The sequence below is a fragment of the Cellulomonas septica genome (assembly GCF_012396155.1).
Lineage (GTDB): Bacteria > Actinomycetota > Actinomycetes > Actinomycetales > Cellulomonadaceae > Cellulomonas > Cellulomonas septica.
This window is the reverse complement of record NZ_JAAXOY010000668.1, coordinates 1-1,941: the sequence shown is the minus strand read 5'-3', so window position 1 is coordinate 1,941 and position 1,941 is coordinate 1. Positions and strand designations below refer to the sequence as shown.

1 protein-coding gene is annotated in these 1,941 nt (G+C 72.9%); it reads right to left on the bottom strand.

Features of this window, described 5'->3' with window-relative positions; all coding sequences use genetic code 11:
• On the bottom strand, positions 1–1,802 hold a 1,802-nt coding region (locus HGA02_RS17910), incomplete at its 3' end, for a flagellar biosynthesis protein FlhA (RefSeq protein ID WP_168680610.1).
• Between the last annotated feature and the right edge of the window lie 139 nt (positions 1,803–1,941).

The window sequence follows — 1,941 nt, the reverse complement described above, 5'->3', positions numbered from 1 at the left end:
CCGTCGCCCGGCCGCAGCGACTCCACGAGCTGCTGCTCGAGGCCGGGGTCGAGCGTGAGGACGCGCAGCGTGCCGTCCTGCGCGTGCTGCGCGGCGAGCGCGGGGCCGAGCGCGGCGCGCGCGGCCTCGATGAGCCCCTCGGGGTCGGTCGACAGCTTGGCGCGCAGCGCGAGCGCCTCGTAGATGCGGCCGAGGTCGCGGATCGGGACCTCCTCGGTGAGCAGGCCCTGCAGCACGCGCTGCACCTCGCCGAGCGACAGCAGCGACGGGACGAGCTCCTCGACGACCGACGGGTTGACCTTCTTGACCGACTCGGTGAGGACGCGGACGTCCTCGCGACCGAGCAGGCGGGCGGCGTTCTGCGTGATGAGCGCGCCGAGGTGCGTGATGAGCACGGACACCCGGTCGACGACGGTCGCGCCGGACATCTCGGCGGCGTGCCGCAGCTCGGACGGCACCCACTTGCCGGGCAGGCCGAACACGGGCTCGTGCACGACCGTCCCGGGCAGCGCGCCGAGGTCGTCGCCGAGCGCGAGCATCGACCCCGCGGGCGCCTGACCGCGGCCGACCTCGACGCCGGCGATCTTCACGACGTAGGTGGCCCGCGGCAGGTCGACGGAGTCCCGGGTCCGCACGGGCGGCACGACGATGCCGAGCTCCATCGCGGTCTTGCGGCGCAGGCCGCGCACGCGCGCGAGCAGGTCCTGGTCGGGGCCGGAGCCGACGAGGTCGACGAGGTCGGGTGCGAGCAGGATCTCGAGCGTGTGCACGCGCATGTCCTCGATGAGCTGCTCGGGGGTGTCCGCGGGCGGTGCGGTCACGGACGCGGCGGGCTTGGTGAGCGCCGCGGCGGCCTCGCGGGTCTCGCGCGCCTTGACCCGCTGCGCGACGAGCAGGAGCGTCGCGCCGACGAGCATGAACGGCAGCTTCGGCATGCCCGGCAGGAGCGCGAGCGCGATCGCGCCGCTGCCCGCGATGAGCAGCGCGGTGCGCGACTGGCCGAGCTGCTTGGCGGCGGCCGTGCCCATGTCGCCCTCGGCCGTCGCGCGGGTGACGACGATGCCGGTGGACACGGACAGCAGCAGCGCGGGGATCTGCGTGACGAGGCCGTCGCCGATGGTCAGCAGGCTGAACCGCTGCAGCGCGTCCCCCGCGGACATGCCCATCTGCACCATGCCGATGACGAAGCCGCCGACCAGGTTGATGACGGTGATGACGATGCCCGCGATCGCGTCGCCCTTGACGAACTTCGAGCCACCGTCCATGGCGCCGTAGAAGTCGGCCTCGGCGGCCACGTCGGCGCGGCGGCGGCGCGCCTCGTCCTCGTCGATGAGGCCCGAGTTCAGGTCGGCGTCGATGGCCATCTGCTTGCCGGGCATCGCGTCGAGCGTGAACCGCGCGCCGACCTCGGCGACACGGCCCGCACCGTTCGTGATGACCGCGAACTGGATGACGACGAGGATCAGGAAGATCACGAGGCCGATGACGAGCGACCCGCCGATCACGAAGTGACCGAACGCCTCGATGACCTGGCCCGCGTAGCCGTCGCGCAGCACGAGCCGCGTCGACGCGACGTTGAGGCCGAGGCGGAACAGCGTGAACACGAGGATCAGCGACGGGAACACCGAGAAGTCGAGCGGGCGCTTGACGTACATCGACGTCAGCAGGATGACGAGCGACGCGGTGATGTTGACGGCGATGAGCACGTCGAGCAGCGCGGCGGGCAGCGGCACGACGAGCAGCAGCACGATGCCGACGACGCCGGCGGGCACCGCCATGGGCGCGATGGACCGGGACTTCATCGGGTGGTCTCCTGACCGGTGGAGGTCTCAGCGGGGTCGGTGGTACCGGCGGGCCGGCGGGCGGCGCGCGCGGCGTCGCGCAGGGGCGGATCCGGCTCGACCAGCGCCTCGCCCCGTACCTACGCCCGCAGCGGTCGTC